Raw genomic sequence first — 25,748 nt, 5'->3', positions numbered from 1 at the left:
ATGGCAAAGATCACACTGTCGCATCTCGCCCATTCCTACCTGCCCCATCCGGCATCGGAGGACGATTTCGCGCTCAAGGAAATGAACCATGTCTGGGAGGACGGCGCGGCCTACGCGCTGCTCGGCCCGTCCGGCTGCGGCAAGACCACGCTTTTGAACATCATTTCGGGGCTCTTGCACCCGTCCCAGGGCAGCATCCTTTTCGGCGACACCGACGTGACCGAGGCGCCGACGACAGCGCGCAACATCGCCCAGGTGTTCCAGTTCCCCGTCGTCTACGACACGATGACCGTGCGCGACAATCTCGCCTTCCCGCTCAAGAACCGTGGCGCCGAACCCGCCTACATTGCCAGCCGCGTCGCCCAGATCGCCGAGATGATCGGCATGGAAGACCAGCTTGGCCGGCGCGCGCGCGGGCTGACGGCCGACGCCAAGCAGAAGATTTCGCTTGGCCGCGGCATGGTGCGCGAGGATGTCAACGCGATCCTGTTCGACGAACCGCTGACCGTCATCGATCCGCACATGAAATGGGCCCTGCGCACGCAGCTCAAATCGCTGCACCGCGAGTTCGGCCACACCATGATCTACGTCACCCACGACCAGACCGAGGCGCTGACCTTCGCCGACAAGGTCGTCGTGATGTATGACGGTCGCGTGGTGCAGATCGGCACGCCCGAGGAGCTGTTCGAGGCGCCGGGCCACACCTTCGTCGGCTATTTCATCGGCTCGCCCGGCATGAACGTGCTGGACGCCAACATCGAGGGCGACCGGGCCTACATCAACGGCGCTGAAATCCCGCTGTCGCGCGGCTATGGCGAATTGGGCGGACGCGTGCAGATCGGCGTGCGACCCGAATTCGTGTCGCTGACCGCTGACCGGGACGGCCTACCGGTCAATGTCCGCCGCATCGAGGATGTCGGCCGGCACAGGATCGTGCGCGCCGACTTCTTCGGCACCGACATCTCGATCATCGCCGGCGAGGAAACGCCCGTCAGCGCGGATATGAACCGGGTCACCTTCCGGCCCGACAAGATCGGCGTCTATGTCGATGACTGGCGCGTCACCGGGGGGGCTGCGTGATGGAAAAGACTGTCAACCACAAGGCGTGGTTCCTCGTCCTGCCGGTTCTTGTGCTGGTCGCTTTTTCGGCGGTGATCCCGTTGATGACGGTGGTCAACTATTCGGTGCAGGACTCGTTCGGCAACAACCAGTTCTTCTGGGTGGGTATCGAATGGTTCCAGGAAATTCTGACCTCCGAGCGCATCCACAACGCGCTGGGCCGGCAGCTCATGTTCTCGGCGATCATTCTCGCGATCGAAATCCCGCTCGGCGTCTTCATCGCGCTCAACATGCCCAAGCGCGGCATCTGGGCATCGGTGTGTCTGGTCCTGATGGCGCTGCCGCTGCTCATTCCCTGGAACGTCGTCGGCACCATCTGGCAGGTCTTCGGCCGCGTCGATATCGGGCTTCTGGGCCACACGCTCGCCGCCATGGGCATCGACTACAACTACACCCAGGATGCATTCGACGCCTGGGTCACCGTCATCGTCATGGATGTCTGGCACTGGACATCGCTCGTCGCGCTTCTGGCCTATGCCGGGCTGCAGTCGATCCCGGAAGCCTACTACCAGGCCGCCAAGATCGACCAGGCGAGCCGCTGGGCCGTCTTCCGCTACATCGAACTGCCCAAGATGCAGGGCGTGCTGCTGATCGCCATTCTGCTGCGCTTCATGGACAGCTTCATGATCTACACCGAGCCGTTCGTCGTCACCGGCGGCGGGCCGGGCAACGCGACGACCTTCCTGTCGATCGATCTGGTGAAAATGGCGCTCGGCCAGTTCGATCTCGGCCCCGCCGCCGCGTTCTCGATCATGTACTTCCTGGTCATACTGCTGATTTCGTGGGTGTTCTACACGGTCATGACCAATCTCGACAAAAGGGAGGGCGCGTGATGGCCCATACCGCCGCCACAACCGGCTCCGCCGCGCGAGCCAGAACCATCGCGCTGCCGCGCATCAATGGCCGCGCCCTGGTGATGATCGCCTATCTGACGTTTCTTCTGCTGCCGATCTACTGGCTCCTGAACATGAGCCTGAAGACCAACACCGAAATTCTCAACACCTTCACGCTCTGGCCGAACGACATCACGTTCGACAATTACCGCACGATCCTGACCGACCCGGCGTGGTATATGGGTTACGTCAACTCGCTGATCTATGTGGTCATGAACACGGTGATTTCGCTCGCTGTGGCGCTGCCCGCCGCCTATGCGTTCAGCCGCTACCACTTCATGGGCGACAAGCACCTGTTCTTCTGGCTTCTGACCAACCGGATGGCGCCGCCGGCCGTCTTCGCCCTGCCCTTCTTCCAGCTCTATTCGTCGGTCGGCCTGTTCGACACGCACATCGCGGTCGCGCTCGCGCACTGCCTGTTCAACGTGCCGCTGGCGGTCTGGATCCTCGAAGGCTTCATGCGTGGCGTGCCCAAGGAGATCGACGAAACCGCCTATATCGACGGCTACTCGTTCCCGCGCTTCTTCGTGAAGATCTTCATGCCGCTGATCGCGTCGGGCATCGGCGTCGCCGCCTTCTTCTGCTTCATGTTCTCATGGGTGGAACTTTTGCTGTCGCGCACACTGACCACGGTCGATGCCAAGCCGATCGCGGCGATCATGACCCGCACGCAGGGCGCCGCCGGCATCGACTGGGGCGTGCTGGCGGCCGCCGGCATCCTGACGATCATTCCGGGCGCGCTCGTCATCTATTTCGTCCGCAACTACATCGCCAAGGGCTTTGCCCTGGGCCGGGTTTGAGGGAGCGTCATCATGGACTGGATGGCATGGACGTGGCCGACCGCCCTGTTCTTCGCAACGATCGCGCTGCTGCTCATCGTCTTCACGGTGCTCGCGATCCGCTTTCCCGAAACGCCGCGCGTGGGCGTGCTGCGCATCGAGACGACGCGCGGCGACCGGCTCTTCATCACCCTTCTGGGTTCGGCCTTCATCAACCTGGCCTGGCTCGGATTGGTCAGCGGCCCCCAATGGGGTGCGCTGATCGTCTGCCTTGTCTTTGCCGCAGCGGTCTTCCGCTGGGTCTGACAGGCTTCACCGGACGTTGCAAACGCACCGTCCCCCTGCAGTTTTCTGGGAGGAAAACATGAGAAAATACCTCACGACCACAACGGCCATGGCGCTTGCACTCGGCATGATGTCGACGGCGGCCCATGCCGACATGGAGGCAGCCCGCGCCTTCCTCGACACGGAGATCAATGGCCTGTCGGTCTTGTCCCGTGAAGAGCAGGAAGCGGAGATGCAGTGGTTCATCGACGCCGCCCAGCCGTTTGCCGGCATGGAGATCAAGGTGGTCTCGGAAACCATCACCACCCATGAATATGAAAGCCAGGTGCTGGCGCCGGCCTTCACCGCGATCACCGGCATCCAGGTCACGCACGATCTGATCGGTGAAGGCGACGTCGTCGAAAAGCTGCAGACGCAGATGCAGTCCGGCGAGAACATCTATGACGCCTACATCAACGATTCCGACCTGATCGGCACCCACTGGCGCTATCAGCAGGTGCGCAACCTGACCGACTGGATGGCCGGCGAAGGCGCAGACGTGACGCTGCCGACGCTCGACATCGACGACTTCATCGGCACCTCGTTCACAACAGGTCCCGACGGCAAACTCTACCAGCTTCCCGACCAGCAGTTCGCCAACCTCTACTGGTTCCGCTACGACTGGTTCAACGATGAGAAGAACAAGGCCGATTTCATGGCCGAATATGGCTATGAGCTCGGCGTGCCGGTCAACTGGTCGGCCTATGAGGACATCGCCGAATTCTTCACCGGCCGCGACCTGAGCCATCTGGGCGTCGAAGGCGAAGTCTATGGCAACATGGACTACGGCAAGAAGGATCCGAGCCTCGGCTGGCGCTACACCGATGCCTGGATGTCGATGGCCGGCATGGGCGATGTCGGCGAGCCGAACGGCCTGCCGGTCGACGAATGGGGCATTCGCGTCAACGAGAATTCGCAGCCTGTCGGCTCGTGCGTCGCGCGCGGCGGCGCCACCAATTCGCCGGCGGCCGTCTATGCCGTCACCAAGGCGATCGAATGGCTGCAGAAATACTCGCCGCCCGCAGCCGCCGGCATGACCTTCTCGGAAGCCGGCCCGATCCCGGCCCAGGGCAATGTCGCCCAGCAGATGTTCTGGTACACGGCCTTCACCGCCGCCACGGTCGAGCCCGGCCTGCCGGTGATGAACGAGGACGGCACGCCGAAATGGCGCATGGCGCCCTCCCCGCACGGCGTCTACTGGAAGGAAGGCCAGAAGATCGGCTATCAGGACGCCGGGTCCTGGACGCTGATGCAGTCGACGCCGGTCGACCGCGCCAAGGCGGCTTGGCTTTATGCGCAGTTCGTCGTCTCCAAGACGGTCGATCTGAGAAAGGCCGATGTGGGTCTGACCTTCATCCGCGAGTCGACGATCGACTCCGATCACTTCACCGAGCGCGCGCCGCGTCTTGGCGGCCTGATCGAGTTCTACCGTTCGCCGGCCCGCATCGCCTGGTCGCCGACCGGCACCAACGTGCCCGACTATCCGCGTCTGGCGCAGTTGTGGTGGCAGAACATCGGCGACGCCATGTCCGGTGCGAAGACGCCGCAGGAAGCGCTCGACGCACTGTGCGCCGATCAGGAGAGCGTGCTTGAGCGCCTCGAACGGGCCGGCGTCCAGGGCGATCTCGGCCCGGTGATGAACGAGCCGCGCGATCCGGCCGAGTGGCTGGCCGAGCCCGGTGCACCGTTCCCCAAGCTCGAGAACGAGGATGAGGAGCCGATCACCATCAGCTATGACGAGTTGGTCGCCTCCTGGGGCAACTGAACCGACGACGCGGAGCCGCAAGGCTCCGCTTCACCCATCAGACCGCGCCCGGCATCGCTCGGCGCGGTCTCTTTTTTTGCCGTTCAGGTCCGCGTCTCCAGCACTTGGCCGATCGCGCGCGAGAAAAGACGCACCAAAACCGGGCTCTGCTCGTCGGCCCGCACCATGATGCCGACGGGGCCGGATGTCATCTGCGTGTCGACTTCCAGGCCGATCAGCCGGCCGGCTTCAAGGTCCTGCGCCACGACGCCGGCGGAGATGATCCAGACCGCGTCGGACGACAGAACGAGGCTGCGGCCGAACGATCCGGACACCGACTCGATCGCACGCGGCGGATCGCTGACCCCGCCGGCGATCATCAGCCGGTCGACCAGCGGACGGATTGCCGAATTGGGCGCCGGATAGATGACCGGATAGTCGGCGACGGCGGCCAGGTCGGACGAGCCGGCCAGCGGATGGCCGGGCCGCGCCGCCAACACCACATGTTCGAGATAGAGCTGGGTGAACGACAGGCCGGCCATCGTCTCCGGCGGCCCCAGCCGGCCGGCAACCAGATCCAGTTCGCCGGCCTTGAGGCGATTGACGAGAAACTCGTGCGGCCCCTCCTCCACCATCACCGCCGTGCCTGGCGAAAGAACGGCGAACGCCTGGATCGCATCGGGCAGCAGCCGCGCCGCAACGCTGGGCAGCGCGCCGATCCGCACCCGCCCGGCGTCGCCCGACCGCAACCGGCTCAGGCGATTGACCCCCTGCTGAATCGCGTCGAGCCCCATCTGCGCGAACTGCAGGAAGATCGCACCTTCAGGCGTCAGTGCCACACCGCCGCGATCGCGGACCAACAGCGTCGCCTCGACCATTTGTTCGAGTTCGGCCAGTGTGCGCGAGATGGCCGGCTGGGTGACGTGCAAGGCGGACGCCGCCTTCTTGAAACTGCCAAGCCTGGCGATCTCGCAAAACGTCTTGAGATGCCGAAGCTTGATGCGTTTCTCCAAATTCATACCGTTTCCGTTATTCAAAAAGCTCCAAATATGATTTTACATACCGATTTTGTGCAAACAAGATGGTGGTTCACCAAACGAGGCACCCATGCGCACACAGGTTTGCATCATTGGCGGTGGCCCTTCGGGCCTGTTGCTGTCGCAGCTTCTTCGCACGCGCGGCATCGATTCCATCGTGCTGGAGCGCCAGACGCGCGACTATGTCCTTGGGCGCATACGCGCTGGCGTTCTGGAGGAAGGGCTGCTGCGGCTGCTCGAGGAGGCCGGTGTCGGCCGCCGGATGCGCAAGGAAGGCTTCGAGCATGCCGGCACGCTGATCTCCTACGGCGAGGAGATGTTCCGTATCGATTTTGTCGAGCACACCGGAACGCCCGTCATGGTCTACGGGCAGACAGAGGTCACGCGCGATCTCTATGATGCCCGCGAGGCAAGCGGCGGCGCAGTCGAGTTCAATGTCGGCAATGTCGCCATCCACGATGCCGACCTCGACAACCCCCATGTCACCTACACGGTCGAGGGCATGGAGCGGCGCATCGATTGCGATTTCATCGCCGGATGTGACGGTTTTCACGGCGTCAGCCGCAGATCGATCCCCGAAGAAGCCCGGCGTGAATATGAAAAGGTCTACCCGTTCGGCTGGCTCGGCATCCTGTCGGAGACCCCGCCGGTCAACCACGAGCTGATCTACGCCAACTCCGAACGCGGCTTTGCGCTGTGCTCGATGCGCAACGAGAACCTGTCGCGCTATTATGTGCAGTGTTCGGCGCACGACAAGGTCGAGAACTGGTCGGACGACGAATTCTGGACCGAGCTCAAGCGCCGCATCCCGAGCCATGTCGCCGAGGGGCTGGTCACCGGCCCTTCGATCGAAAAGTCGATTGCGCCGCTGCGCTCGTTCGTCACCGAGCCGATGCGCTGGGGCCGGCTGTTCCTGTGCGGCGATGCCGCCCACATCGTGCCGCCGACCGGCGCCAAGGGGCTCAACACGGCCGCCTCGGACGTCCATTACCTGTTCAGGGGGCTGACGCAGTTCTACGAGTTGAATGATGAAGAGGGGCTCGACAGATATTCGAACCGAGCGCTGGCACGCATCTGGAAGGCCGAGCGCTTCTCCTGGTGGTTTTCGTCGCTCATGCACCGATTTCCCGACCAGTCCGAGTTCGACCACAAGATGCAGGTCGCCGAACTGGAATTCCTGCGCGACAGCAAGGCGGCGCAAAAGGCGATGGCCGAGAACTATGTCGGCCTGCCCTATTGATGGGTGTGCAACGATGACGATGGGAGCCCGATGATGAGCGACCGCATGGACACGGACCGCCTGCAGAACGGCATGAAGATGCGCCGACGCGTCTTGGGCGACGATCATGTCGACCGCGCCGAAGCCGAAAAGACCGAGTTCGACGCGCCCTTCCAGACCATGATCACCGAGACCGCCTGGGGCAATCTGTGGGCGCGCGACACGATCTCGCTGCGCGAGCGGTCCATCCTGACGCTGGCCTTGCTCGCCGCGACCGGCAATTTCGACGAGATCGCCATGCATGTGCGCGCCTGCAAGCGCACCGGCGCCAGCAAGGCCGATGTCATGGAAGCCTTCATGCATGTTGCGGTCTATGCAGGCGTGCCGCGCGCCAACCGCGCGATCAAGATCGCCAAGGAGACCTATCGCGCGATGGAACAGGAGGAGACGGTGACATGAAAAACACGCCCGAACCGCATGCGGGCTACGCCGCGCGCGACCGCGCATGGCATCCGCCGGCGCTCCATCCGCCCTACAAGACCTCGGTCATGCGCGCGCCTTCCGCCCCGCTCCTGTCGCTGCCCACATCGCTTGGCGAGGAGACCGGCCCCGTATTCGGCCACGCCATGCTGGGCGACATGGACCATGACCTGGTGCACAATTTTGCCGAGCCCGGCGAGAGCGCCATCGGCCCGCGCATCATCGTCCATGGGCGCGTCACCGACGAGATGGGGCGTCCCGTCCCGAACGCATTGCTGGAAGTCTGGCAGGCCAATGCCGGCGGCCGCTACCGCCACAAGAAGGAAAGCTATCTGGCGCCGCTCGATCCCAATTTCGGCGGCTGCGGCCGCGTGCTGACCGACGAACAGGGTTTTTACGAGTTTCGCACCATCCAGCCCGGCGCCTACCCATGGCCCAATGGCGGCAACGATTGGCGGCCGGCCCACATTCACTTTTCGCTCTTTGGCACGGCCTTCGCACAGCGCCTGATCACGCAGATGTATTTCGAAGGCGACCCGTTGATCCCGCATTGCCCGATCGTCGGGGCGATCCCGCAAAAGGACGCCGTCGAAAGCCTGATCGCGGAACTCGACATGACCCGCACCGTGCCGATGGACGCCCGCGCCTGGCGCTTCGACATCGTCTTGCGTGGCAAGCGGCAGACCCTGTTCGAGAACCGGCTGGAGGGCCTTTGAGATGACCCGGCGCTATCCGACCCTCAAGGAAACCCCCTCGCAAACCGCAGGCCCCTACGTCCATATCGGCATGAACCCCAACGTCACCGGCATCCATGGCGTCTACGAGACCGATCTCGGCACAACGATGAAGACCGGCGCCGTGCGCGGCGAGGAAATCACTGTCACGGGCACGGTCACCGATGGCATGGGCGGCGTGCTCAAGGACGCGGTCCTGGAAATCTGGCAGGCCGACGCGGACGGGCTCTTCAACGCACCCGGCGAAACCCGTGGCGTGGCGGACCCCGAATTCTCCGGCTGGGGCCGGGCCGCTGCGGATTTGCAGACCGGCGAGTATCGCTTCGACACGGTCAAGCCCGGTCGCGTGCCATGGCGCGACGGGCGCCTGCAGGCGCCGCACATTTCGATGTGGATCGTCGCGCGCGGCATCAATATCGGCTTGCACACGCGGCTTTATTTCGACGACGAGGCCGAGGCCAACTCCGAGGACCCCGTGCTGACCCGGATCGAGCACCAGCACCGCGTTCCGACGCTCCTTGCGGCCAGGACGGCAGACGGCCTATACCGCTTCGACGTTCGGCTCCAGGGCGAGAACGAGACGATTTTCTTCGATATGTGACGGTTCATGACCGAGACGACAAAGCCCTGCATCATCTGCGTCGCCATCACCGGCTCGGTGCCGACGAAAGCCAACAACCCGGCGCTTCCCGTCACGATCGACGAGCAACTCGAATCGACCCACGAAGCCTTCGAGGCGGGCGCATCGATCGTCCACGCCCATGTCCGCAACGCCGACGAAACGCCGACCTCCGATCCCGAAAAGTTCGCGCGGCTGAAGGAAGGGCTGGAAAAGCACTGCCCCGGCATGGTGATCCAGTTTTCCACCGGCGGTCGCTCGGGTGCCGGCACCGAGCGCGGCGGCATGCTGCCGCTGCGGCCGGACATGGCGTCCCTTTCGGTCGGCTCGAACAACTTTCCGACCCGCGTCTACGAAAACCCGCCCGATCTGGTCGACTGGCTCGCCGCGGAAATGCGCAAATACGCCGTCAAGCCCGAGATCGAGGCGTTCGATGCCTCGCATATCTTCCAGGCGGTCGCCATGTGGCGCGACGGCCGCATCCCCGACACGCCCTACATCCAGTTCGTCATGGGCGTCAAAAACGCCATGCCGGTCGACAAGCCGGTGTTCGACTTCTACGTCGAGACGGTCAAGCGCCTCGTTCCCGACGCCGAATGGTGTGCCGCAGGCATCGGCCCCGGCCAGATCACCGTCAATGAATGGTCGGTGGCGGCCGGCGGACATGCCCGCACGGGCCTTGAGGACAATGTGCGCCTCAACAAGGACACGCTGGCGCCATCGAACGCCGCGCTTGTCAGCCGCGTCGTCGAGATCTGCGAGCGCCACGAACGCCCCGTCGCCACATGGCAGCAGGCCCGCCAGATGCTCGGCCTGCGCCAGGCGGCCTGATCAGACGGCGGCACCGATCCGCGTCACCGACCGCAGCAGTTCATCGGCATCGGTCAGCGCCCGTCCGGTGGCCTCGACCATCGGCGGCAGGATCATCCATTCCAGCATCCAGGCGCTGCCGGAACGCTCCTGTTCATGCACCATCGCCTGATGCAACCCGCCGATCTGGACGGCGTTGTAGCGCGCGAGCGTCACCAGCTTTTCGGCAACCACGGGATTATGCTTGTGCGGCATGGCCGAGCTTGTGCCGCCGGACGACAGTTCGATCTCGTCGATTCCCTGCTGGGCCATGAGAGCCACATCCTGGCCGATCTTGCCCACCGCACCGGTGACCATGGACAGCCAGTTGCCGAAGGCGACAAAGGCGCTGCGATCCGTGTGCCAGGGCCGGGCCGGCAGGCGCAGCGCGAGTTCAGCGGCCATCGCGCCGGCGACCGCGGGTCCGGCTTCGCCGAGCGTTTCGGGGCCCAGCCCGACCGGTCCGCCGAACTGCAACTGCGCAGCATCGTCGCGCACGCGCGCGAGCCGGTCGAGACTGCCGCTGACCGGTTTCGACCACGCCGACAGCCGGTCGCCCACGCTGATCGGCAACGCCGCCTGCATGCGCGTCCGGCCCGTCAGCGCATCACCGCCGAAACGCGCATCCAGCGCGCCGATTGCCGACAGAACCGCTTCGACACGCCCGGCAAGCAGAGTGCCTGCGTCGCGCAGCGCCATGGCGGTCGCCGTGTCGATCAGATCCTGGCTGGTCGGGGCGACATGGATCGCCCCGGCGGCATCGCCGGCGGCTGCTTTCAATTGCCTCACATAGGCGGGAACCGGCACGCCGTCGGTTTGCATCGCCCGGCGGATCGCATTGACGTCGGGCTCGAATGATTGCATCGCCGCGATGGCTGTGTCGGCCATGCCCGCATCGACCAGACCATGGGCGCCAAGCGCCCGCGTCAGTGCCATCTCGAATGCGCCGAAGCGCTCGAGTAACGCCTTTTCCGAAAACAGCGCCGCCAACGCGTCGTCGCCGAAAAGCGATGTATGCCAGACAGATGCGGTCGCTGCTTGAATCATGATGGGAATATCCGCGCGCTTGACTTCAAGGGCAAGCCCCGCCGCCAGCCGATCCCGGAAATTCATCGACCGAATTCATTGACTGACCGGTCGGTTTATGGTTTTGTCGGCCTTGGATTGGCGTTCCGACCGGGCGCAAGGGAGGGATCATATGGCGCAGGACGCCACCGTGCTCTGCGAGCTTGATGACAGCGTTTTGCGCGTCACGCTCAACCGGCCCGACAAGCTCAATTCGTTCAACGAGGACATGCATCGCGCCTTCCGCGCGGCGATCCAGCGCGCCCATGACGAGGACGAAGTGCGCTGCGTTCTGATGACCGGCGCCGGCCGCGCTTTTTGCGCCGGTCAGGATCTGGGCGATCGCGACCCGCGCACGATGGACGGCCCGCCCGATCTCGGCCATACGCTCGAAACCTTCTACAACCCGACACTGCGGCTGATCCGGTCGCTTGAGAAGCCGATTGTCGTCGCAGTCAATGGCGTGGCCGCTGGAGCGGGCGCCAACATCGCGCTTGCCTGCGACGTCGTGCTTGCCGGCAAATCCGCCAAATTCATCCAGGCCTTCGCCAAGATCGGCCTGACGCCGGACGCGGGCGGCAGCTTCATGCTGACGCGGCTTCTAGGCGAAGCGCGCGCCAAGGGGCTGGCGCTGACCGGCGAACCGCTGCCCGCCGAGAAAGCCGCCGACTGGGGCCTGATCTGGAAGGCGGTCGATGACGACGCGCTGATGGACGAGACGAACGCCCTCGCCCGCCAGTTCGCCGCCGGCCCGACACGGGGCCTCGGCCTGACGAAACAGTCGATCCAGGCGGCGAGCACGAACAGCTTCGACGCCCAACTCGACCATGAGCGCGACACGCAGCGCGTTGCCGGCCGCACGGCCGACTATGCCGAGGGCGTCACCGCCTTTCTCGACAAGCGCAAACCAGACTTTCGGGGGCAATGATGACGCCGGATGAACTCGCCCGCGCCTGCGCCGACGCCATGTGGGCTGACGACAATGCCAGCCGGCATCTGGGCATGGAGATCGAGCACGTCGCGCCCGGCAAGGCGACCGTTGCGATGACCATCACCCCGCAAATGGTCAATGGCCACGGCACCTGCCATGGCGGTTACATCTTCACCCTCGCCGACAGCGCGTTCGCGTTTGCCTGCAACGGATACAATCAGCGCACGGTCGCCCAGCACACTTCGCTCACCTTCATCCGCCCCGGCAAGCAAGGCGACCGGCTGACCGCCACCGGCCGCGAAGTCTCGCGCACCGGCCGGTCCGGCATATACGACATTTCGGTCACCAATCAGGACGGCGACGTGATCGGCGAATTCCGCGGCCATTCACGCACCATACCCGGCACAATTCTGGAAGACATCTGAGACAGACCATGGAAGACCTTTCCCCCAAGCCCGGCGATCTCGAGCCGATCGAAACCGCATCGCGCGACGAGATAGCTGCGCTTCAGTTCGAGCGCATGAAATGGTCGCTGCGCCATGCCTATGAGAACGCACCGTTCTACCGCAAGCGCTTCGACGAAGCGGGCGTCCACCCGGACGATCTGGAATCCCTCGCCGATCTGGCCAAGTTCCCCTTCACGACCAAGGCGGATTTGCGCGACAATTACCCGTTCGGCATGTTTGCCGTGCCGCGCGAGAAGATCGTGCGCCTGCACGCATCCTCGGGCACGACGGGCAAGCCGACCGTCGTCGGCTACACGGAAAAGGACATCTCCATCTGGTCCGACATGGTGGCCCGTTCGATCCGCGCATCCGGCGGGCGGCCGGGCGATCCGGTGCATGTGGCCTATGGCTATGGCCTGTTCACCGGCGGGTTGGGCGCCCATTATGGCGCGGAGCGGCTCGGCTGCACCGTCATTCCCGTCTCGGGCGGCATGACCGAGCGGCAAGTGATGCTGATCGAGGATTTCAAGCCCCGCGTGATCATGGTCACGCCCTCCTACATGCTGTCGATCCTCGACGAGTTCCGCCGCCAGGGCAAAGATCCGCGCGCCTCGTCGCTCGCGGTCGGCATTTTCGGTGCCGAGCCATGGACGAACGCCATGCGCGGCGAGATCGAACAGGCCTTCGATATGCACGCGGTCGACATTTACGGCCTGTCGGAAGTGATGGGTCCGGGCGTTGCCAATGAGTGCGTCGAGACCAAGGACGGGCTGCACATCTGGGAAGACCATTTCTATCCCGAAATCATCGACCCGGAGACCGGCCAGCCGGTGCCGGACGGCGAGATGGGCGAACTCGTCTTCACCACGCTGACCAAGGAGGGGCTGCCTATCATCCGCTACCGCACGCGCGACCTGACCAGGCTCCTGCCCGGCACGGCGCGGTCGATGCGCCGGATGGACAAGATCACCGGCCGCTCCGACGACATGATCATCCTGCGCGGCGTCAACATCTTCCCGACCCAGGTCGAGGAACAGATCCTCAAATGCGCCGGCCTTGCGCCGCACTTCCAGATCGAACTGGCTCGCAAAGGCCGGATGGACACGATGACCGTGCATCTCGAAGCGCTGGAGAATGCGGCCAGTGAGGAGGCGCGCAAGGCGAGCGCCGACGAGCTTGCCCATCACATCAAATCCGTGATCGGCGTGACCGCCAAGATCAATGTCGGCGAGCCGGGTTCGGCCCCGCGCTCTGAAGGCAAGGCCAAACGCGTCGTCGACAACCGGCCCAAGGGCTAGAAAGAGAGGCCCGATGGCCCGTCCCCGCGCCGCCGATTTCGCCGAAAAGCAGGCACATATTCTCGACAGTGCCGCCGCCGTCTTTGCCGAACTGGGCATGGACAAAGCGTCCATGTCGCAGATCGCGCGCGAATGCGGCGTCTCCAAGGCCTTGCTTTATCACTATTATCCGTCCAAGGACGCGCTGATCTTTGCGATCGTCAACACACATATCAGCCATCTGGACGAGGCGGTGATTGCCGCCGACGATCCTTCGCTCGCGCCCGGAGACCGGCTCGAAAAGCTGGTGCGCGCAGTGCTGGAGACCTATCGCGGCGCCGACAATGCCCACAAGGTGCAGCTCAACGCTTTCGGCGCGCTGTCGGAGGCCCAGCGCGCGCAGCTGCGCGATACCGAAAAGCGCATCGTCGCCCGCTTTGCCAATGTTTTGAAAGAGCTGAACCCCAGGCTCGCCGAGCCCGGCACCCATCTTCTGACGCCGGTGACGATGAGCCTCTTCGGTATGCTCAACTGGGTCTACACCTGGTTCAAGGAAGACGGCCCGGTTACCCGCGAGGACTATGCGCGCATCGCAACGCGCATCATCCTCGACGGCGTCGGCGGCGTTAAGCCATAGCGGTATTGATATCACGATATCATTTTGATATCATGGGTTTTCATGTTTGGAGGCATCCATGGCCCAGATCATAATTCGCCAATTGCCCGACGAGGTGCACCGCGCGCTCAAGGCGCAGGCGCGCGACCATGGCCGCAGTGCGGAGGCCGAAGCCCGCGCCATTCTTGCCAAAAGCCTGAATGGGGACGAGCGGCCCAAGGCCGGCGACATGATCGCCGATATCTGGTCCGGAGCGGACCTGACCGGGGTCGATATAAAGCGCGATCGCACTCCGCATGAGCCGCCCAACCTGGAATGATCCTTCTCGACACCAATGTTGTCTCGGAGGCGATGCGACCCGGCGCGAACAGGCGCGTTGTCGACTGGCTGAATGCGCAGGATTTGCGGACGCTGCACCTTTCGACAATCAGCCTCGCGGAACTCGGTTATGGCATTGCAGCCCTGCCCGACGGGCGGCGGAAAAATGAACTGAAGGCAAGGCTGGAAGAAACCGAGGACCGCGTTTTCGGCGACCGCATTCTGGCCTTCGACCGGACGGCCGCCGCTGAATTTTCCGAACGCATGGCCGCCGCGCGCAAGGCTGGCCGGGGTGTCGGCTTCGCGGACGGCCAGATCGCGGCCATAGCGGCCGCCAAAGGGATGATCGTCGCATCCCGCGACACCGCCCCATTCGAGGCCATGGATGTCGCGTTTACCGATCCATGGGCCGCCTGAGGCGCGTCACCCCTCCGCAGGCAGTGGCCATTGTTTGGCGACCATGGTCAAGACGTCATACTGCGCGACAACATCGGCGTCCTGGTTGGTCACCTGCGCGTCCCAGCGCACCTCGCCATGGTCGGCGGTGGCGCGCGGGTTGATCTCCTTGGCCGTCAGACGGACCTTGAGCTCATCGCCCGGATAGACCGGCGTCATGAAGCGCAGATTGTCGACGCCGTAATTGGCGAGCACCGGCCCCGGCGCCGGATCGACGAACAGGCCCGCCGCGAACGAGACGATCAGATAGCCATGTGCCACCCGTCCGTCGAAGAACGGGTTCGCCTTGGCCGCGTCATCGTCCATATGCGCGTAAAACGTGTCACCGGTGAAATCGGCGAAATGCTCGATATCGGCGAGCGTCACCTCGCGCGGTTTCGTCACCACCTGATCGCCGATTTGCAGATCGGCCAGCGACTTGCGGAACGGGTGGACGGATGTGTCGCCCGCATCTGCGCCCTCCATCCAGCGACCGGTCACCGGCGCCAGAAGGCGCGGCGTGCCCTGAATGGCCGTGCGCTGCATGAAGTGCTTGACGCCGCGAATGCCGCCCAGTTCCTCGCCGCCGCCGGCGCGGCCCGGCCCGCCATGAACAAGCCCCGGCATGGGCGAACCATGGCCGGTCGACGATTTGGCGCTGTCGCGGTTGCCGATCAGGATGCGGCCATGGAACGGCGCCATGCCAATCACGACCTGCTCGGCGAAAGCCGGGTCATTGGTGAAGACTGACGCGGCCAGTGAGCCCTTGCCCTTTTGCGTCAGCGCAACCGCTTCTTCGGCATCGTCATACGGCATGACGGTCGCAACCGGCCCGAACGCTTCCACATCGTGAACGTTTTCGGCGCCGTGCGGATCGGCGCAATGCAGCAGCACCGGGTTGAGGAACGCGCCGGCCTCGGGATTGCCCGAGGCGAGCACCGGATTGTCCGGATCGCCCGCGACGATCTCGCCATCGGCGGCCAGATCGGCGATGCGCGCGCGCACTTCCTCACGCTGGTCCTGACTGGCGAGCGCGCCCATGCGCGTGCCCTCGTCCGCCGGAAGGCCGACGGCGGTCTTTGAAAGCCGCGCGCGCAACGCCTCGATCACCGCATCGACCTGGCCGCGCGGCACGAAGGCGCGGCGGATGGCGGTGCATTTCTGGCCCGCCTTGGCGGTCATCTCGCGCGCCACTTCCTTGACGAACAGGTCGAACTCCGGCGTTCCCGGTTCGGCGTCGGCGCCCAGAACGCATGAGTTGAGGCTGTCGGCCTCCATCGAAAACCGCGTCGAGTTCCCGACGATTGCCTTGTGGGTGCGCAGCATCCGGCCGGTGCTGGCCGAACCGGTGAAGGTGACCACATCCTGGCCTGTCACATGATCGAGCATGTCGCCCGCCGAACCGCTGACCAGTTGCAGCGCGCCATCGGGCAGGATGCCGCTGTCGACGATCTTCCTGACCATCAGTTCGGTCAGATAGGCGGTCTGGCTGGCCGGCTTGACGATGGCCGGCATGCCCGCGAGCAGCGTCGGCGCCAGCTTCTCCAGCATCCCCCAGCAGGGAAAATTGAACGCGTTGATGTGGATGGCAATGCCTTGCAGCGGCGTCATGATGTGCTGCGCGGAGAACGAATTGTCCTTGGACAGAGGCTCGACATCGCCATCGAGCAGCACCCGCGTGTTGGGCAGTTCGCGCCGGCCCTTGGAAGAATAGACGAAGAAGGTGCCGATGCCGCCGTCGATATCGATCATCGAATCCGTCTTCGTCGCCCCGGTGCGATAGCTTTCGGCATAGAACGCATCGCGCTCGCCATTGAGCATCAGCGCGATCGATTTGAGCATCAGCGCGCGCTCGTGAAAGCTCAACGCGCGCAGCGCGGGGCCGCCCTTTTCGCGCCCGTAAGCGAGCGCGCCGGCGAAATCGAGGCCCGACGAACTGATCACCGCCACCGGTTCGCCGGTGCCCGCATCGGTCAGCAGCGCGCCATCGCCGCTGCCGGCAACCCACTGGCCCTTCACATAGCTTTCAAGCCGGCGCGTCGTCGCGGTGGCAACGTTCATCGGATGTCTCCCAATCGGTTCTTGTCGTCAGACGTCGTAGGTGACGCTGATCGTGTCCGTCGTCGGCACCGTCTGGCAGCTCAGCGTAAAGCCGTCGCGGACCTCGTGATCCTCGAGCGCATTGTTCGACAGCATCTCGCCGGCGCCCTCGGTGATCTTGCACATGCATGTCGAACAGACGCCCGCCTTGCACGCATAGGGCACGTTCAGCCCGGCATCGAGCGCGGCGTCGAGCAGCGTCGTGCCATCCTTCGGCACCTCGATCGTGCGCGTCACGCCCTCAAGAAACAGGGTCGCCTTGACGCTGTCGCCGGTTTTGCCCGCCGCATGGCCGTTGGCCTTTTTCGGCAGCCGGCCCGGCTGGGCGCTCTTGAACAGTTCGAACTTGATCCGGTCTTCGGGCAGCCCGCGGGCCTTCAGCCCTTCGGCGATGGTCAGCATCATCGGCTCGGGGCCGCAGATGAAGGCGTAATCGACCGACGCCGCATCGATCCAGTGCGTAAACAGCGCATCGAGCTTGTCCGCATCGACACGGCCGGTGAACAGATCGATCTCCTGCGCATCGTTTTCGAGGATATGCAGGACCGTGAAGCGGCCCAGATAGATGTTCTTGAGGTCTTCGAGCTCCTCGCGGAACATGATCGTGTTCACGGCGCGGTTGGCATAGACCAGCGTGAAGCGCGCGTTCGGCTCACGCGCCAAGACGGTCTTGAGCAGCGACAGGACAGGTGTGATGCCCGAACCGCCGGCAAAGCCAAGATAGTGGCGCTCGGCATCGGGATCGAGCGTCACGAAGAAATTGCCCATCGGCGGCATGGCTTCCATCACATCGCCGGGCTTGATGTTCTCTTTTGCCCAGGACGAGAAGGCGCCGCCATCGACGCGCTTGATGCCGACCCGCAGCACCCCATCATCCTTGCCGGCGCAGATCGAATAGCAGCGGCGCACCTCCGTGCCGTCGAAATCGTGGCGGAAGGTCAGATATTGGCCTTGCGTGAAGTCGAACGCCTCACGATCCGCTTCGCCGGGAGCGAGCGTGACGACAACCGCATCGCGCGTGTCGTGGTTCACATCGGTGACAGTGAGCGAATGAAACTGCGCCATCGGTCGGCCCTCAAATGCATTTGAAATAGTCGAACGGTTCCAGACAATCGTTGCAGCGCCACGCTGCTTTGCAGGGTGTCGAGCCGAAACGGCTGACTTCCGCCGTATTGGCCGAGCCGCAACGCGGACACTCCACCCTGGCGTTGCCCTCGCCAAGCAGCCGCGCCACACGCTTGCCGTCGGCGGCGGTGCCATCGATCGGCGGCGCGATGCCGTATTGGCGCAGCTTCTCGCGCGCCGTTGGCCCGATCCAGTCTGTCGTCCAGGGCGGCGATATCTGGTTTTCCAGCCGGACATTGTCGATGCCGTGCCCGCGGATCGCCGCCTCGATTTCGAACGCGATCACGGACGTTGCGGGACAGCCCGAATAGGTCGGCGTGATGGTGACCACCAGCGTGTCGTCCTCCCACGCCACATCGCGCACAATGCCCAGATCGACGACGGACACGACCGGGATTTCCGGGTCCGGCACGTCGGCGAGCCAGCCCATCACATCGTCGCGGCTCGGAAGCGTCTCACCAGCGTGCATCGGGATAGGCCCGCGGCAAGAACTGCATGGCGGCGAGGATATGGCCCAGATGCTCTGTGTGCTGGCCCTTGCGGCCGCCCTTGTGCACGAAATGATTGTCCGGCACCTCGAGGGTCGCCTCGGCGAGCACATCGCCGACCAGCGCATCCCAGCCCGGCTTCATCGCCGCCGGGTCGGGCGCAACACCGGCGTCGGCCAGTTCGCGATCGACCGCGTCGGCCTCGAACATCTCGCCCGTATAGGTCCAGTGATAGGCAAGTGCGTCCTGCATGCGGCGATGGCTTTCATCCGTGCCGTCACCCAAGCGAATGATGAGATCGGTCGACCGCTCCAGATGATAGGCCGCCTCGCGTTCCGCCTTGCGGGCGATGTCGGCGACGCGCTCATGCTTCGAGTTCTCCGACAGCCATGTCAGCATCGGATGATGCCAGGCATCGAACAGGAACTGGCGCATCAGGGTCTGGCCGAAATCGCCGTTTGGGCGTTCGACCAGCAACAGGTTGCGGAAGTCCCAGACATCGCGCTTGTAGGCCAGATCGTCGGCCGTCCGGCCCTTGCCTTCCAGATCGCCGGCAAGGCCGAGCCACATCTGTGTCTGGCCGATCAGGTCGAGCGCCGTGTTGGCGAGCGCAATGTCCTCTTCAAGCACCGGCGCATGGCCGCACCATTCCGACACGCGGTGGCCGAGCACCAGCGTATTGTCGCCCATGCGCAGCGCAAATTCGACGAGCGCGCTCATCACATGTGCCCCACTTCGTCCGGAATGTCATAGAAGGTCGGGTGGCGGTAGATCTTCGACTTGGAAGGGTCGAACATCGGGCCCTTCTCCGACGGCACGCTGGCCGTGATCTGGTTGGACGGCACCACCCAGATGCTCACGCCCTCATTGCGGCGCGTGTAGACGTCGCGGGCGTGTCTGATCGCCATTTCGGCGTCCGGCGCGTGCAGCGAGCCGACATGGCGATGGTTCAGGCCATGCTGGCCGCGAATGAAGACTTCCCACAGGGGCCATTCAGAAGACATTTTCGATTACTCCGCTGCCATGCGCTGTGCGGCGCGCTTGTTTGCGTGGGCGACGAGACCGTCGCGGTACCAGGCGCCGTCTTCCCAGGCGGTGCGGCGCGCGGCCATCCGGTCGGCATTGCACGGCCCGTTGCCGGCCAGCACATCGTGGAACTCCTGCCAGTCCGGTTCGGAGAAATCGTAGCCGCCCTTCTCCTCGTTCCATTTCAGGTTCTCATCGGGCACGGTCAGGCCGAGATATTCGGCCTGCGGCACCGTCTGGTCGACGAATTTCTGGCGCAACTCGTCATTGGTGCTGACCTTGATCTTCCAGGCCATCGACTGGGCCGAATGCACGCTGTCCTTGTCGGACGGACCGAACATCATCAGCGAAGGATACCAAAGCCGATCCAGCGCATCTTGCGCCATGCGCTTCTGCTCGGGCGTTCCGGACGCCATCTTCATCATGATCGAATAGCCCTGGCGCTGGTGGAAGCTTTCTTCCTTGCAGATGCGCACCATCGCCCGCGAATAGGGGCCGTAGGAGGTGCGCTGCAGCGCCACCTGGTTCATGATCGCCGCGCCATCGACCAGCCAGCCAACCGCGCCGATATCGGCCCAAGTGAGCGTGGGATAGTTGAAGATGGAGGAATACTTCATCTTCCCGTCATGCAGCTTCTCGGTCATCTCGTCGCGGCTGACGCCCAGCGTCTCGGCGGCGCAGTAGAGATAAAGGCCATGGCCCGCCTCGTCCTGCACCTTTGCCAGGAGGATTGCCTTGCGCTCAAGCGTCGGCGCTCGGGTGATCCAGTTACCTTCGGGCAGCTGGCCGACAATTTCCGAATGGGCATGCTGGCCGATCTGGCGGATCAGCGTCTTGCGATAGCCTTCCGGCATCCAGTCCTGCGGCTCGATCTTCTCGCCCGCATCGATACGGTCCTGAAAGGCGCGCTCGCGCTCATCCATTTCCTCACGAGTCTTCATCGTGCCGGTGGATTTCACCATCTGGGCATACATGCGCTGCGCCTCCTCCGCCTCGACCGTCCGGCACGCGCGCCGGAATTAATTAACCGATCGGTCGGTTTATAATACATCCGCGCCGGTTTGAAAAGGGCCGGCATTGCGTTTCACACCGCTAAGGGTTTGGACGATAGTCGCGCAGCGCGATGCCCTGCTGGGCACAGGCCAAAAGCGCCGCGCTCGGTTTCCAGGCGATCGGGTCTTCGGCCTCCAGAGCCCGCAGGTCGGCGACAATGGCATCGACGCCGAGCGTGTCGGCATAGTGCATCAGCCCGCCCCGCCAGCGCGGAAAGCCGTAGCCGAACACCGTCACCAGATCGATGTCGGCCGCCGGCTGCGCGATCCCTTCGGCCAAGATGTCGGCCGCCTCGTTGATCATCGCCAGCACCAGCCGGCGGCGGATTTCATCGTCCGTGAACTCGCGCCGCTCGACCTTGGCGAAATGAGCTTCCTCGCGAACCAGATCCTCGATCAGCGGATCGACGACCTTGCCGCCCCCGCCCGGATAGCGATACCAGCCGACGCCGACCTTCTTGCCAAGGCGCCCTTCGGCAACCATGCGGTCGCCGATCGGAATGTAGCGCCGGTCCGGATCGCGGGTCGCGGCCTGGCGCTGACGGTTGGCATGGGCGATGTCGAGGCCGGACAGGTCCTGCGCTTCATAGGGTCCCATCGCGTAGCCGAATTCGACCATCGCCTCGTCAAGCTCCCAGGGGTTGGTCCCGTCCATCAGGAGCGTGTCGGCCGCCTCGCGATAGCGGGCCAGAATTCGGTTGCCGATGAAGCCGTCGCAGACCCCGGACAGAACGGGCACCTTCCGCAGGCGCTTGGCAAGATCAAAGCCGGTCGCCAGCGCACGATGGCTCGTCGCATCACCCTGCACGATCTCGAGCAGTTTCATGATGTGCGCCGGTGCAAAGAAATGCAGGCCCATCAGCCGCGACGGATCGGCAAGGCCGGCGGCGATCTCGTTGACGTCGAGATAGGATGTGTTGGTGGCGAGCACGGCATCGGCCGGCAGCGCCTTTTCAAGCGCGCCGAACACGGTCTTTTTGACCTCCATGCTCTCGAATGCCGCCTCGATGGCAAGATCCGCCTTGGCCGCCGCACGATAATCGTCCGTGACCGTCAGCGCCGCTTCGATCCCTGCGCGCTTGTCATCTGACAGGAGCCCGCGCCTGCCGCTTGCATCCATAATCCGGCCAATATTGGCCTTGGCGCGCTCGACCCCGTCGGCATCGGTCTCAAGAAGCGTCACACCGATGCCGGCCAGGAGCAGCGCATAAGCGATGCCCGCACCCATCGTGCCGCCGCCGACAACCGCCGCGCGCTCGACCTTCAGCGGTTCGGCGTCAAGCCAGCCTGGCGCCTTCGCCGCCCGCTCGGCAAAGAAGATATGGCGCAGCGCCTTTGCCTGTTCCGTCGACCGCAGCTCGATGAACGTCTGGCGCTCCCGGGCCAGCGCGTCGCGAAATGCTGTAGTGGCCGACAAGGCCACAAGGTCGATCGCCTTTTGCGGTGCGATCTGCCCGCGCATGCGCTTGTGCGCCGTCGCGCGTGCCTTCTGGACGGCGTCATCGTCGGGCGCCGGACCGTCGAGCGCCGACAGGATCGGCCGGTCCTGCACTGAGGTCATATCGAGCGACATCGCATGGGCAACCGGATCGTCGGCCACCGCATCCACCAATCCCATCTCCTGCGCGTCGAGTGCGCCGACCGGCTTGCCGTTGGCGATCATGTCGAGCGCCGTATCAAGACCGACAAGGCGCGGCAGGCGTTGCGTGCCGCCCGCGCCGGGCACCACGCCCAGCGTGACTTCCGGCAGACCGATCTTGGTCTCCGGCGCCGCGATGCGGTAGCGGCAGGCGAGCATCAGCTCCGCACCGCCGCCAAGCGCCACGCCATGGGCCGCGGCGATCCAAGGCACCGTGCTGGCTTCGATGGCATCGAGCACGTCGGGCAGATGCGGCGGAACGGGATCGCCGTCGAACTCGCGCGCATCGCCGCCGGCGGCAAAAGCCCTGCCCTGGCCGGAGACGATGACGCGCGAAAGACCGGGTTCGTTTTCCGCCCATCTGACGGCGTCCAGCAGCCCTTGCCGCACGGCCAGACCCATTGCGTTCACCGGCGGATTGGCGAGTTCGACCAGCCCGGCGTCGCCTTCACGCCTCCACGTCACTGTCATCGGATGTTCCTGAAAAACGTTGTGTTCGAACATGGTCCTGCCCGGCCGGCAGGTCCTACCGCAAAAATCCCCGCTCGCCGATGACGCCGATCAAGTCGTCGAGCGTCTCCTCGAGGCTGCGGCCGCTGGTGTCGACCTGCGACGAGGCACGGCCGTATAACGCCTCTCGGCTGGTCAGGATCGACTTGAGCTGATCCATCGCCTCGGGATTGCCGCCCATCGGCCGCGTGTCGCCCTGCGCCATCACCCGCTCCATATGGTCCTCGGGCTCCGCCTTGAGCCAGACCGTGTGAAAATGCGCCAGCAGCATATTGTAGGTCTGCGGGTCGGCGACGATGCCGCCGGCAACGGCAAGGATCATCGCATCATGGGTGGCGATCACCCGTTCGAGCGCCTGGGCCTCCAGCTTGCGGTAGCCCTCCTGCCCGTAAAAGGCGAGCAGCTCGTTGACCGGCATGCCGCTCTGCTCCTCGATCTCACGATTGAGTTCGACGAACGGCACGCCGAGCCGTTCGCCGGCCATCGCGCCAAGCGTCGATTTGCCGGCGCCGCGCAGCCCGATCAGGCAGATGCGGCTGGCGCGCATGTCCGTCTCGGTGTCTGGCGACAGAAGATCGATCACCTTCTGGCGCGTGTGAAAGCCCGCCCGCCGAAACAAATCGGCCACCCGCATCGTGTCCGATGACCACGGGTCTTCGGCGCCGACAAGCCATTCGATCCGGTAGTCGAGCGCCACCGCCACCTTCTGCAACAGGCCGATCGAAATGTTGCCCTCGCCCGATTCGAGCTGCGCCAGATAACGCGGCGACACGCCGGAAATCTCCGACAGCACGCGGCGCGGAATGCCCTTGAGCTCGCGCGCCTTGCGCACGCGTTCGCCGACCCGCTTGAGCAGCGTCGCCACCATCGCGTCGGACTGGCTCTCGGCGGTGGTCTTTTGCGCCACGCCCTTGAAGTTGGTGATCTCGCTCATGCTGGCCGCCGCAATGTGTACAATAGTGCACAAAATACCCCAGCGCGGGTATTTCTCAATGCCTGCAATCGCGCTGCCTGCGCAGACGGTTACTGCCCGGCCGCAGCATTGGCGCCGGCGCGGATCCGCTCCTCGACAATGGCCCGGATATCGTCGGGCGGCGGGGTCTTCTTCAATTCGATGGGCACGGCGAACACGCACACGAAATCGCCCTCGAACGACAATGTGCCGTCCTGGAATGCCTCGACCCTGAAGGCGATCGACGTTTCGCCCAGCCGCGTCGGCCGGACCTTGCACTTGAGCCGGTGGCGCGGCGTGACCGGCGACCGGAAGTTCAGGCTCATATGGACGAAGGGCGTTCCGACGCCGCGGTCGAGCTCCATCTGGTACCAGCCGCCGCCCAAATGGTGTTCCCACCAGGCTTCGATGGCCTCGAGCGCGAACATGGGCAGCTTGCCGGTATAGGCAATCCGCGCCGGATCGCAGTCGCCCCAGCCCACCCGGATTTCGTGTTCGAAGACCCCGTCATCCATGTCGTCACCCCGCCCGATTCGCCTGTGGCGGCATCTATGGCCTAATAGGTCTCGACATGATAGCGGCCATCGTCGCGCATGGTGTCGCGCACCTCGGTCCAGACGAGCCCGGCACTTCGGGCGATGTCGGACAGGGCCTCCTCGACGCCATGCTCCATCGCCTTGAGCCCGCAAATGTAGATGTAGCCGTCGGGATTGCGCATCAGCGCGGCGACATCGTCCGCGTTCTCGCGCAGCTTGTCCTGCACATAGTTTTTGGGGCTTTCGGGCTGGCGCGAAAAGGCGAAGACCTTCTTCATGAAGCTCTCGGGCACCTTTTTGAGGGGCCCGAAATAGGGAAGATCTTCGGGCGTGCGCGCGCCGAAATAGAGCGACATCGTGTCTTTGAGACGCGGATTTTCGCGCTGCCGGCGCATGGTGAAGGCGCGAAAGGGCGCCGAGCCGGTGCCCGTGCAGATCATCATCAGATGCGCGCCGGAATCGGACGGCAAAAGGAAAGTCGAGCCGAACGGGCCCGTCACCCTGACAGTGTCGCCCGGCTTGAGATCACAGACATGGTTCGAACAGACTCCGTTCGGCTCGCGCTTCACCGTCAGCGAGACATTGTTGTAGTTCGGCCGTTCGCCGTCGCGCGGACTCGATACCGAGTAAAGCCGCGGCAGGTGCGCCTCGCCCTTCTCGTCGGTCCCCGGCGGGATGATGCCGATCGACTGGCCCTCCAGAACGGGAAATGGCGTGGCGCCAAAATCGAGAATGATGTGGCGCACGTCACTGTCGCCATCTTCGCTGGTCAGCCGGAAATTGCCGGTCACGGTCGCCTCGGCCGGCTTGGCGAGGTTGTAGAGGTTGATGGAAGGCTTGGCCGCGCTCGCCGGCGCCCTGGCCTTGCCGCCCGCGCCGCTGTGCGCCTCGGCCAGGAGCGCGGCGATGGCATCGTCGAACGCTTCGATCGAGGTGTCGGCGCCATCGCCGTCGGCCGCGATCTCCTCCTGGGGCGGCAGCTCGGACCAGCCGAACTGCTCGTCCAGCGAATAGGGCTCGTTGACGATCCGCCACTCGTCGATCGACCCGGTCGGACACACCGGAATGCAGTCCATGCAGAAATTGCACCGGGCGGCATCGACCACGACATTGTTGTCGTCATGGGTGATGGCGCCGATCGGGCACGTCATCTCGCATGTGTAGCAACGGATGCAGATTTCCGGGTCGATCAGATGCTGTTTGACCGGCTTGTTCATGCCGCCGCTTCCCGGCCCGGGCTCTCAATGGCGATGCCGCCGTAAAGCTCGGCGAACAGCAGGCACGGTCCCCGACAGTCCTTGCAGCCAAGGCAAATCCTCGGAACGTCGCCGCGCGCGGCGGTGTCCGGCTTTTTGGCGTTTCTGCTGATATCCATCGATGCCTCCCGAATTGAAGAGAGCGGCCGGCGCGGCCCAAAGACGCGCCGGCGATGCTT

At 64.3% G+C, this 25,748-nt stretch carries 29 protein-coding genes; 16 read left to right on the top strand and 13 right to left on the bottom strand.

The annotated features are described in order from the left end of the window. From DEM25_RS17050 to DEM25_RS17030, 5 genes are read left to right on the top strand one after another with little or no spacing between them, the layout of a single operon-like run. Complete coding sequence (locus DEM25_RS17050; RefSeq protein ID WP_109767650.1) at positions 1-1,080, top strand: ABC transporter ATP-binding protein; 1,080 nt, start codon at positions 1-3, stop codon at positions 1,078-1,080. Then, a complete protein-coding gene (locus DEM25_RS17045; RefSeq protein ID WP_109767651.1) occupies positions 1,080-1,952 on the top strand; it encodes a carbohydrate ABC transporter permease in 873 nt (290 codons plus the stop codon). Before DEM25_RS17050 ends, DEM25_RS17045 begins: the two co-directional genes overlap by 1 nt. Further along, positions 1,952-2,812, top strand: coding sequence for a carbohydrate ABC transporter permease (locus DEM25_RS17040; protein WP_109767652.1), 861 nt, complete (start codon positions 1,952-1,954; stop codon positions 2,810-2,812). Before DEM25_RS17045 ends, DEM25_RS17040 begins: the two co-directional genes overlap by 1 nt. A gap of 12 nt (positions 2,813-2,824) precedes the next feature. Beyond that, positions 2,825-3,097, top strand: a complete 273-nt coding sequence (locus tag DEM25_RS17035; protein ID WP_109767653.1) for a DUF2160 domain-containing protein — start codon at positions 2,825-2,827, stop codon at positions 3,095-3,097. A gap of 58 nt (positions 3,098-3,155) precedes the next feature. Then, positions 3,156-4,880, top strand: a complete 1,725-nt coding sequence (locus tag DEM25_RS17030; RefSeq protein WP_196780430.1) for an ABC transporter substrate-binding protein — start codon at positions 3,156-3,158, stop codon at positions 4,878-4,880. 83 nt (positions 4,881-4,963) lie between these two features. On the opposite strand, the gene pcaQ is transcribed toward DEM25_RS17030, so the two are convergent. Next, positions 4,964-5,878 carry a pca operon transcription factor PcaQ gene (gene pcaQ / locus DEM25_RS17025; RefSeq protein ID WP_109767654.1) on the bottom strand — a complete coding sequence of 305 codons (915 nt, stop codon included), beginning with the start codon at positions 5,876-5,878 and terminating at the stop codon, positions 4,964-4,966. Positions 5,879-5,966: 88 nt separating this feature from the next. On the opposite strand from pcaQ, the gene pobA reads away from it, so the two are divergent. The 5 genes from pobA to DEM25_RS17000 are packed head-to-tail and all read left to right on the top strand — an operon-like array spanning position 5,967 to position 9,779. Then, on the top strand, positions 5,967-7,136 hold the full coding sequence (gene pobA / locus DEM25_RS17020; RefSeq protein ID WP_109767655.1) for a 4-hydroxybenzoate 3-monooxygenase: 1,170 nt from the start codon (positions 5,967-5,969) through the stop codon (positions 7,134-7,136). A 33-nt stretch (positions 7,137-7,169) separates the two neighbouring features. Then, a complete protein-coding gene (gene pcaC, locus DEM25_RS17015; RefSeq protein ID WP_109767656.1) occupies positions 7,170-7,574 on the top strand; it encodes a 4-carboxymuconolactone decarboxylase in 405 nt (134 codons plus the stop codon). Further along, positions 7,571-8,311, top strand: a complete 741-nt coding sequence (pcaH, locus tag DEM25_RS17010; RefSeq protein WP_109767657.1) for a protocatechuate 3,4-dioxygenase subunit beta — start codon at positions 7,571-7,573, stop codon at positions 8,309-8,311. The genes pcaC and pcaH overlap by 4 nt, the downstream gene beginning before the upstream one ends. Position 8,312: 1 nt before the next feature. Further along, a complete protein-coding gene (pcaG, locus tag DEM25_RS17005) occupies positions 8,313-8,930 on the top strand; it encodes a protocatechuate 3,4-dioxygenase subunit alpha (RefSeq protein ID WP_109767658.1) in 618 nt (205 codons plus the stop codon). A 6-nt stretch (positions 8,931-8,936) separates the two neighbouring features. Further along, the gene (locus DEM25_RS17000; RefSeq protein ID WP_109767659.1) at positions 8,937-9,779 is read left to right on the top strand and encodes a 3-oxoadipate:acetyl-CoA acetyltransferase; all 843 of its coding nucleotides are present in this window, start codon (positions 8,937-8,939) and stop codon (positions 9,777-9,779) included. Here the strand turns inward: DEM25_RS17000 and DEM25_RS16995 are convergent, their stop codons facing one another. Then, a complete protein-coding gene (locus tag DEM25_RS16995; RefSeq protein WP_109767722.1) occupies positions 9,780-10,844 on the bottom strand; it encodes a 3-carboxy-cis,cis-muconate cycloisomerase in 1,065 nt (354 codons plus the stop codon). Positions 10,845-10,995: 151 nt separating this feature from the next. On the opposite strand from DEM25_RS16995, the gene paaG reads away from it, so the two are divergent. The 6 genes from paaG to DEM25_RS16965 are packed head-to-tail and all read left to right on the top strand — an operon-like array spanning position 10,996 to position 14,867. Continuing rightward, positions 10,996-11,790, top strand: coding sequence for a 2-(1,2-epoxy-1,2-dihydrophenyl)acetyl-CoA isomerase PaaG (gene paaG / locus DEM25_RS16990; protein ID WP_109767660.1), 795 nt, complete (start codon positions 10,996-10,998; stop codon positions 11,788-11,790). Beyond that, positions 11,787-12,218, top strand: a complete 432-nt coding sequence (gene paaI, locus DEM25_RS16985; protein ID WP_196780429.1) for a hydroxyphenylacetyl-CoA thioesterase PaaI — start codon at positions 11,787-11,789, stop codon at positions 12,216-12,218. The genes paaG and paaI overlap by 4 nt, the downstream gene beginning before the upstream one ends. 8 nt (positions 12,219-12,226) lie before the next feature. After that, entirely contained in the window at positions 12,227-13,537 is a 1,311-nt protein-coding gene (gene paaK, locus DEM25_RS16980; protein WP_109767661.1) for a phenylacetate--CoA ligase PaaK, read from the top strand. A 13-nt stretch (positions 13,538-13,550) separates the two neighbouring features. Further along, complete coding sequence (locus DEM25_RS16975; protein ID WP_109767662.1) at positions 13,551-14,153, top strand: TetR/AcrR family transcriptional regulator; 603 nt, start codon at positions 13,551-13,553, stop codon at positions 14,151-14,153. Between the two features lie 58 nt (positions 14,154-14,211). Then, complete coding sequence (locus DEM25_RS16970; protein ID WP_109767663.1) at positions 14,212-14,451, top strand: FitA-like ribbon-helix-helix domain-containing protein; 240 nt, start codon at positions 14,212-14,214, stop codon at positions 14,449-14,451. After that, positions 14,448-14,867, top strand: a complete 420-nt coding sequence (locus DEM25_RS16965) for a type II toxin-antitoxin system VapC family toxin (protein ID WP_109767664.1) — start codon at positions 14,448-14,450, stop codon at positions 14,865-14,867. The genes DEM25_RS16970 and DEM25_RS16965 overlap by 4 nt, the downstream gene beginning before the upstream one ends. A 6-nt stretch (positions 14,868-14,873) precedes the next feature. Here DEM25_RS16965 and paaZ read toward each other — a convergent pair whose 3' ends face one another. From paaZ to DEM25_RS17850, 11 genes are all read right to left on the bottom strand, one after another. Next, complete coding sequence (gene paaZ, locus DEM25_RS16960) at positions 14,874-16,946, bottom strand: phenylacetic acid degradation bifunctional protein PaaZ (protein ID WP_109767665.1); 2,073 nt, start codon at positions 16,944-16,946, stop codon at positions 14,874-14,876. Positions 16,947-16,973: 27 nt separating this feature from the next. Beyond that, positions 16,974-18,050 carry a ferredoxin--NADP reductase gene (locus tag DEM25_RS16955; RefSeq protein ID WP_109767666.1) on the bottom strand — a complete coding sequence of 359 codons (1,077 nt, stop codon included), beginning with the start codon at positions 18,048-18,050 and terminating at the stop codon, positions 16,974-16,976. A gap of 10 nt (positions 18,051-18,060) precedes the next feature. After that, positions 18,061-18,579: a 1,2-phenylacetyl-CoA epoxidase subunit PaaD gene (gene paaD, locus DEM25_RS16950; RefSeq protein WP_109767667.1), complete on the bottom strand. Its 519-nt coding sequence runs from the start codon at positions 18,577-18,579 to the stop codon at positions 18,061-18,063. Further along, on the bottom strand, positions 18,566-19,318 hold the full coding sequence (paaC, locus tag DEM25_RS16945; RefSeq protein WP_109767668.1) for a 1,2-phenylacetyl-CoA epoxidase subunit PaaC: 753 nt from the start codon (positions 19,316-19,318) through the stop codon (positions 18,566-18,568). The genes paaD and paaC overlap by 14 nt, the downstream gene beginning before the upstream one ends. Beyond that, positions 19,318-19,602, bottom strand: a complete 285-nt coding sequence (gene paaB, locus DEM25_RS16940) for a 1,2-phenylacetyl-CoA epoxidase subunit PaaB (protein WP_109767669.1) — start codon at positions 19,600-19,602, stop codon at positions 19,318-19,320. Before paaB ends, paaC begins: the two co-directional genes overlap by 1 nt. A gap of 6 nt (positions 19,603-19,608) precedes the next feature. Further along, positions 19,609-20,598 carry a 1,2-phenylacetyl-CoA epoxidase subunit PaaA gene (paaA, locus tag DEM25_RS16935; RefSeq protein WP_109767670.1) on the bottom strand — a complete coding sequence of 330 codons (990 nt, stop codon included), beginning with the start codon at positions 20,596-20,598 and terminating at the stop codon, positions 19,609-19,611. 118 nt (positions 20,599-20,716) lie between these two features. Next, a complete protein-coding gene (locus DEM25_RS16930) occupies positions 20,717-22,786 on the bottom strand; it encodes a 3-hydroxyacyl-CoA dehydrogenase NAD-binding domain-containing protein (protein ID WP_109767724.1) in 2,070 nt (689 codons plus the stop codon). Positions 22,787-22,841: 55 nt separating this feature from the next. Next, positions 22,842-23,759, bottom strand: a complete 918-nt coding sequence (locus tag DEM25_RS16925; RefSeq protein ID WP_109767671.1) for a helix-turn-helix transcriptional regulator — start codon at positions 23,757-23,759, stop codon at positions 22,842-22,844. Between the two features lie 89 nt (positions 23,760-23,848). Beyond that, the gene (locus DEM25_RS16920; RefSeq protein WP_109767672.1) at positions 23,849-24,292 is read right to left on the bottom strand and encodes an acyl-CoA thioesterase; all 444 of its coding nucleotides are present in this window, start codon (positions 24,290-24,292) and stop codon (positions 23,849-23,851) included. Between the two features lie 41 nt (positions 24,293-24,333). Next, positions 24,334-25,530, bottom strand: a complete 1,197-nt coding sequence (gene boxA / locus DEM25_RS16915) for a benzoyl-CoA 2,3-epoxidase subunit BoxA (protein WP_109767673.1) — start codon at positions 25,528-25,530, stop codon at positions 24,334-24,336. After that, positions 25,527-25,688 carry a hypothetical protein gene (locus tag DEM25_RS17850; protein ID WP_158585296.1) on the bottom strand — a complete coding sequence of 54 codons (162 nt, stop codon included), beginning with the start codon at positions 25,686-25,688 and terminating at the stop codon, positions 25,527-25,529. The genes boxA and DEM25_RS17850 overlap by 4 nt, the downstream gene beginning before the upstream one ends. Between the last annotated feature and the right edge of the window lie 60 nt (positions 25,689-25,748).

This window comes from Oceaniradius stylonematis (assembly GCF_003149475.2).
Taxonomy (GTDB): Bacteria; Pseudomonadota; Alphaproteobacteria; order Rhizobiales; family Rhizobiaceae; genus Roseitalea; species Roseitalea stylonematis.
The sequence above is the reverse complement of the archived record's forward strand: the minus strand, read 5'-3'. Positions and strand labels throughout refer to the sequence as shown.